6 protein-coding genes are annotated in these 6,466 nt (G+C 65.8%); 1 reads left to right on the top strand and 5 read right to left on the bottom strand.

What is annotated here, in order from left to right; all coding sequences use genetic code 11:
• Positions 1 to 1,907: Ig-like domain-containing protein (locus tag WBB14_RS28745; protein WP_424242769.1), on the top strand; the 1,907-nt coding region annotated here is incomplete at its 5' end.
• A 44-nt stretch (positions 1,908 to 1,951) separates the two neighbouring features.
• Here the strand turns inward: WBB14_RS28745 and WBB14_RS28740 are convergent.
• From WBB14_RS28740 to dbpA, 5 genes are all read right to left on the bottom strand, one after another.
• Complete coding sequence (locus tag WBB14_RS28740; protein ID WP_207467568.1) at positions 1,952 to 2,488, bottom strand: peroxiredoxin; 537 nt, start codon at positions 2,486 to 2,488, stop codon at positions 1,952 to 1,954.
• A 100-nt stretch (positions 2,489 to 2,588) separates the two neighbouring features.
• The gene (locus tag WBB14_RS28735) at positions 2,589 to 3,959 is read right to left on the bottom strand and encodes an adenylate cyclase (RefSeq protein WP_424242768.1); all 1,371 of its coding nucleotides are present in this window, start codon (positions 3,957 to 3,959) and stop codon (positions 2,589 to 2,591) included.
• Positions 3,960 to 3,990: 31 nt separating this feature from the next.
• On the bottom strand, positions 3,991 to 4,155 hold the full coding sequence (locus WBB14_RS28730; RefSeq protein WP_013393510.1) for a hypothetical protein: 165 nt from the start codon (positions 4,153 to 4,155) through the stop codon (positions 3,991 to 3,993).
• 230 nt (positions 4,156 to 4,385) lie between these two features.
• Positions 4,386 to 4,793, bottom strand: a complete 408-nt coding sequence (locus WBB14_RS28725; RefSeq protein WP_424242767.1) for a DoxX family protein — start codon at positions 4,791 to 4,793, stop codon at positions 4,386 to 4,388.
• Between the two features lie 167 nt (positions 4,794 to 4,960).
• Complete coding sequence (gene dbpA / locus WBB14_RS28720; RefSeq protein ID WP_424242766.1) at positions 4,961 to 6,349, bottom strand: ATP-dependent RNA helicase DbpA; 1,389 nt, start codon at positions 6,347 to 6,349, stop codon at positions 4,961 to 4,963.
• Positions 6,350 to 6,466: the final 117 nt, after the last annotated feature.

Here is a 6,466-nt window from a genome sequence, read left to right as displayed (position 1 = left end):
AGGCCGACCTGCTCCGCGCGCGCGTGGTAGCGCTTAGCCCGAGCAAGACCACGGGGCTGGCCAATGGTACGGACACCGTGACTTTGATGGCGACGGTCGCGGATGCCCGAGGCAATCCGGTGGGGGCTGGCGTTGCCGTCGACTGGAGCAGCAGCGCGGGTGTGCTCGCCAGGGTTGTCAGCGTCACGGACGCCAACAGCCAGGCCACGATCGTGCTGACCGCGCCGGCTTCGGCGGGCGCCGCGACCGTCACCGCCAAATGCGCGGCAACGGCCTCAGCAAAGGGTATAAGGGGCGATCCAGGCAAGACCGCCGCCATTGCCTTCATGGCTGACCCGTCCAGCGCCCGCGTGGTCGAGTTCGGCCCGAGCAAACACACGGCGCTGGCTGACGGCCTGGATACCGTGATCTTGAGGGCATGGGTCGTGGACGCTCAAGGCAATCTGGTAGGCCCGGGCGTCGCGGTCAACTGGACCACCAACCTGGGCACCCTCGTCGCGCCGATCAGCAAGACCGATGCCAACAGCCAGGCCACGGTCGTATTGACCGCGCCGACCGCAGTCGGCACGGCGACCGTCGGCGCCCGGGCTGCGGCCGGCGATGCCGGTCAGACCGCCGCGATAGTCTTCACGGCCGACCTCTCCAGCGCCCGCGTGGTCGCGCTCAGTCCGGGCGAGACCGATGGTGTTGCCAATGGCGCGGATGCGGTGATCCTCACGGCCACGGTCGCGGATGCCAAGGGCAATCCGGTAGGCGCAGGGGTCGAGGTCAATTGGAGTTCCAACCTGGGCAAGCTAGCTGCCAAGGTCAGCAAGACCGATCCCAACAGCCAAGCCTCGGTCGTATTGACCGCGCCCACTACCGCTGGCACGACGACCATCACCGCCCGGGCCGCGGGTGGCGATCCAGGCAAGACTTTCCCGATAGTCTTTGCGGCCGACGCTTCCAGTGCCCGCGTGGTTGAACTCGTGCAAAGCAAGGCCAATGGCATAGCCGACGGCGCAGACACGGTGAGCTTTACGGCCACACTGCAGGACCGATACGGCAATCCGATGATCTCGTGGGACCGTAATGGCAAGCCCAAGCTTGTCGGCGTGACCGTCAATTGGACAGCGTCCGGTGGCGCGCTGGCCGCGGCCGCCAGCAGCACCGACGCGAGCGGCAAGGCTACGATGGTACTGACCGCGCCGAAGGTTGCCGGCAGGGTGAATGTCACCGCCGCGGGCGCAGCGGGGGATGCGGGCAAGACTGCCAGCGTGACCTTTTCAGGCGGTGCGTCCAGCGTCCGCGTGGGCAGCTCCTCCGCCAGCAAGACCAGCATCGTGGCCAACTCCCGCGATGCGGCGATACTCACGGCGCTGGTGCAGGACGGCAATGGCAGTTCCGCAGGCGCGGGCCAGATCGTCAACTGGAGCACCGACCTCGGCACTTTGGATGTGTCATCTAGCAAAACCAACGCCGACGGGGCGGCCACGGTTGTACTGACGGCAGGGAAGGTGGCGGGGCAGGCCTCGGTGATAGCCAGGGCCGGGGCGGGTGATACAGGCAATAGCGTCAAGGTGAGGCTGATCGCCGATCCGATAACCGCTCGCATCGCCTCCTTCGCCAGCAGCAAGACCTCCGCTCCGGCCGACGGCAAGACAAAGCTCACCCTCACGGCGACCGTGAAGGACATCAACGGCAATCTGGAGGGGGCTGGCATCACCGTCAACTGGCGGGCCACCGCCGGCACGCTTGTAGCGCCTACCAGCAGCACCAATGACTACGGTGTTGCCACGATGGAGCTGCGCGCGCCAAGCGCGGCCGGCACTGTCGAACTGAGCGCGCGGGCAGTTGGGGTGGACAAGGGTAAGATCGTACGCGTGGAATTCCTTCCCGCGAAATCGAAATCCGTGCCGCCGCCATAAGCGGCCCAGAACCAGGCTTGCGGTGGCGCAGGCCGCGGCGGCGCCTACTGCCTGGCCTTCCAGTCGCGCAAGGCGCGCATGGTGTTGGCCACGTGGGAATCCGGGTTCATGTCGGTGTATTCGTACAGGATCTTGCCCTGCGGCGAGATCACGTAGGAAATGCGTTGCGCGTATTCCGGGCGCTTGTCGTGGACGGCGTCATAGGCCTTCATGATCTTGCCGTCGCCGTCGGCCGCCACCGCGAATTTGCCGCGGCACTCGCTGACCGAGAACTTGTTCAAGGTGTCGATGTTGTCGGTCGACACGCCGATGACGGTGGCGCCCAGGGACTTGTATTCGTCCGTGGCTTCGGCGAAGTTGTGCGCTTCTATCGTGCAGCCCTGGGTGAATGCGGCGGGAAAGAAATACAGGACCACCGGGCCTTGCTTGAGCGCTTCGCTCAACGAGAACGTGTAGACCTTGCCGCCCAGCGAAGCCTGGGTGCTGAATTCCGGCGCCGGGGCGCCCACGTCCAGCGCGGCCTGGGCCGTAGGGCCGGCCAGCAGGCCGCAGAGCAGTAACCAGGGGGCAATGCGCTTCATCGGAATCTCCAGGAATCTCAAGGGCTTCGTGGCAACAAGTCTACTGTAGCCCTGTGGGGGGCCAGGGTCCAGCACGCGGCCAGGCGGGGGGAGCGCGGCCCTAGTCGCGTCCGGGGCCGCCGCGGCCGTTTCCATCGCCGCGCGGTTGATCGCGCTGTTGTTGCTGACGCGCTTGCTGCTGAGCTTGCTGATCGCGCTGTTGTTGCTGACGCGCTTGCTGCTGAGCTTGCTGATCGCGCTGTTGTTGTTGACGCGCTTGCTGCTGAGCTTGCTGATCGCGCTGTTGTTGCTGACGCGCTTGCTGCTGAGCCTGCTGGTCGCGCTGTTGTTGCTGACGCGCTTGCTGCTGGACCTGCTGGTCGCGTTGCTGCTGCTGGCGCGCCTGCTGCTGGGCTTGCTGATCGCGTTGCTGTTGCTCACGTGTCTGCTGCTGAGCCTGTTGGTCGCGTTGCTGCTGCTGACGCGTCTGCTGCTGCTGCTGCTGCTGACGCGTCTGCTGCTGCTGCTGCTGCTGCTGCTGCTGCTGCTCGCGCGCCTGTTGAGCCTGCGGCGGCTGAGAGCGGCCTTGCTGCCCGGGCGTCATATCGCGTCCGCGCTGCATATCCCCGCGATCCGGGCTGTTGCGGTCGCCGCCGCTACGGTTGTCGCGCCCGTTGTTGTCCCGGCCGTCGCGTCCATTCCCCGGACGCTGGCCTTCAGGCGGCCTGCCGTTGGATTGATGGTCCACGTACGCCTGGGGCGGGCGGCCCTTGTTCTGGTCGTAGAACTGCGCCCGGTTGTTGCCGGCGTCGCGCGCATAGCCGCGCTGCATGTCGGTCTGCTGGGAATGCCGGTCCTTGCGCGCGGCCAGTTCACGCGGGTCCGCGTCGCGCCGGATGCCTGACGGGCCGCCGTGGTAGCTGACGCGGCGGTTGTCGACGTTGTTCACGACCACCGTGTGGTTGTAGACATTGGTCACGCGCGTGATGTTCACGTTCGTGACGGAGCGGTTGTAGTAGAAGCGGTCGCGTTTCCAGTAGCCGCCCACATAGCCCAGGCCCGTGTAGCCGAAGCCGTAGTTGATGCCGCCATAGAAGCCCACGTGAGGGCCCCAGTACCCTGCGTTCCAGAGGTAGATGCCGTTCACGAAGCCCCAGTATCCCGGGGTCCAGAGGGCGCCGGGATAGGGCGCCAGCACCCACGCGCCGGGCACCCAGAAGAAGCCGTAGCGGTTGCGGCTCCAGTAGCCAGGCACCCACATGTAGCCGTCCGCCGGCGCGGCCGGCTGCACGTAAACGGGCAACGCAGGCGGCGGTTCGGGACTGCGATCCACCAGCGCCAGATTGGCGTTGGCCGGATCGCCATCGTCGTAGACGGGCGCGGCGGGGGCGGGTGGCGGCGCATAGGTCTGCGCCGCGGCGCTGGCACAGGCGGCCAGCAGGACGGCCGCGACCAGGGGGCGCGGGCGGAGGATCCGGGAGTAGGTGTTCATGGTCTTTTCCTTTGCGCAATAGGCGCGCGGATCAATAGCCACGATAGTAGTAATGGGGGGCTGGATATGCCGGGTAGTAATAATGCGGCGTGTAATACACCGGCGCCGGGCGGTAGTACGCCGGCCTTGCCGGCACCACCACGCATCCAGTCAAAGCGCTGGACATGGCCAGCATCAGCAACAGACTCTTCTTCATTTGCGGCTCCTGCCGAGCGCCTGGCGTGGCTCACGCCTTTGTTGCGCTCGTCAGGATTAGGCCACAGGGCAGGCCCCAGGGTTCTGCGCTGTAATCGTTCCGAAACAGCTTTCCGGTGACGGATGTTTGCGCCTGCGTGACCGTCGATGTCGTTCGTATCAATCTCCGCGCAAATGAAGAGGGGCCGCCTCGGCGACCCCTGTGTACTGCGTATCGCCGTGTTACGGCTGTTAGTTCCAGCGGCCGCCGTTGCCGGCAAGGCTGAAGCGGCCGGCGCCCATGAAGGCGATGGCCAGGGCGGTGAACAGGAACATGCCTTGCAGTTCCAGCGCCCAGCCGCCGTTGTTGGTCATGCTGCTGATCTGGCCGGAGTGGGCCAGCAGGATGGCGACCAACATGTTGATGGCGATCAGCAGGCCGCCCAGGCGGGTGTAGATGCCGACAATGAGCAGGACGGGCGCGAGGATTTCGCCGACGTAGGCGCCATAGGCGAGGAAGCCCGGCAGGCCATGCGAGGACAGCATCCCGCTGATGCCGCCGACGCCGCCGCCGGTCAGTTTGAACAGGCCATGCAGCAGAATCAGAATACCGAGGGTCAGGCGCAGGATCAGCTTGCCGGTGTCGTCGGATTTGATCATGGTGAGTTTCTCTTCTATTGGTTGAAAGGGGACCGCGGCCGTTGGAACAGGTCGCGAGCCTTTGGTTCCGCGCCCTGGTCGCCGCGGGCAAGGCGGCAGGCAGGGTAGGCCGCGCCATTATTGCAAAACCCGAGCAAAATCATCAAGTTTTTGTCGCCCAACGACACTCAGAACTCTTCCAGATAGCGCATGCGGAAGCGCCGGCCCTTGATATTGCTGTTGGACAGGCGTGAGAACGCCTGTTTGGCGATCTGGCGGTCCAGCGCGACGTAGGAGTTGAACTCGGTGATGTTGATCTTGCCGACCTGCTCGAATGTCAGGCCGCCATCGCCGGTCAGGGCGCCCAGCAGGTCGCCGGGACGCAGCTTGTCCTTCTTGCCGCCCTGGATGCACAGGGTGATCATGGGCGCGCGCAGCGGGCGGTCCGCCTTGGGCCGCAGCGTTTTGATGTCGCCCCACACCAGCGGCGCGCCCTGGTACTGCTCGATCAGGTTGGCCCAGCGCATTTCCTCTGGCGAGCACAGGCTCAGCGCCAGGCCCTTTTGTTCGCCGCGGCCGCTGCGGCCGATGCGGTGCACGTGGACCTCGGTGTCCTTGGTCACGTCCACATTGATGACGGCGCCCAGGTTCTGGATGTCCAGGCCGCGCGCGGCCACGTCGGTGGCCACCAGCACGGCGCAGCTGCGGTTGGCGAACTGGATCAGGATCTCGTCGCGTTCGCGCTGTTCGAGGTCGCCGTTGAGCGCCTGGGCGCTGATGCCCTCGGCCTGCAGGCGTTCGACCAGGTCGTGGCTGCGGATCTTGGTGTTGCAGAAGGCCAGCGTGGACTCGGGGCGGAAATGCGCCAGCAGGCGCGTCACGGCGTCTAGGCGGTCCTTTTCATCGATCTCGTAGAAGATCTGCTCGATGCGGCTGGCGTCATGCTGCGCCTCGACCTTGACCTCGGCGGGATTGCGCAGGAAGCGGGCGCTGAGCTTGCGGATGTTGTCGGGGTAAGTGGCCGAGAACAGCAGGGTCTGGCGCTTGGTCGGACAGTGCGAGGCAATGGCCACGATATCGTCATAGAAACCCATGTCGACCATGCGGTCGGCCTCGTCCAGCACCAGGGTGTTCAGGCCGGACAGGTCCAGGCTGCCGCGTTCCAGGTGGTCCTGGATGCGTCCGGGCGTGCCCACCACCAGGTGGGTGCCGCGCGCCAGCGATTCGGCCTGGGGGCGGGCGGCGGCGCCGCCGCAAAGGGTCAGGATCTTGATGTTGGCGATCTGGCGCGCCAGCCGGCGCAGTTCCTGCGCAACCTGGTCAGCCAATTCGCGCGTGGGGCACACCAGCAGCGCCTGCGGCGTCAAGCGCGTGGGATCGAGCTTTTGCAGCACGCCCAGGCCGAAGGCCGCGGTCTTGCCGCTGCCGGTCTTGGCTTGCGCAATGATGTCGCGGCCCTCCAGGATCAGCGGCAGGCTTTGCGCCTGGATGGGCGTCATCTGCTCGAAACCCAGGCTCTTCAGATTGTCGAGCAGGGCGGGCAGCAGGGGGAGGGAAGTAAAGGAGGTATCGGTCACGATGGAAAAGTCGCTTTCTGCCCGGCGGCGGCCTGGCGGCAAAAGGAAGGGGCGGGGCGGAAAACCGCGTATGCCCGAGAGTGTAATGCCTGCGGCTGTTTGCCATCGAAATTAGGG

It is taken from the genome of Achromobacter sp., assembly GCF_049647645.1.
Taxonomy (GTDB): Bacteria; Pseudomonadota; Gammaproteobacteria; order Burkholderiales; family Burkholderiaceae_B; genus Achromobacter.
This window is presented reverse-complemented; position numbering and strand designations above follow the sequence as displayed.

Excerpts from the sequence above, each read along its gene's own strand:
- WBB14_RS28740 (WP_207467568.1), bottom strand. The coding sequence starts at position 2,488 with ATGAAGCGCATTGCCCCCTGGTTACTGCTCTGCGGCCTGCTGGCCGGC.
- WBB14_RS28735 (WP_424242768.1), bottom strand. The coding sequence starts at position 3,959 with ATGAACACCTACTCCCGGATCCTCCGCCCGCGCCCCCTGGTCGCGGCC.
- WBB14_RS28730 (WP_013393510.1), bottom strand. The coding sequence starts at position 4,155 with ATGAAGAAGAGTCTGTTGCTGATGCTGGCCATGTCCAGCGCTTTGACT.
- WBB14_RS28725 (WP_424242767.1), bottom strand. The coding sequence starts at position 4,793 with ATGATCAAATCCGACGACACCGGCAAGCTGATCCTGCGCCTGACCCTC.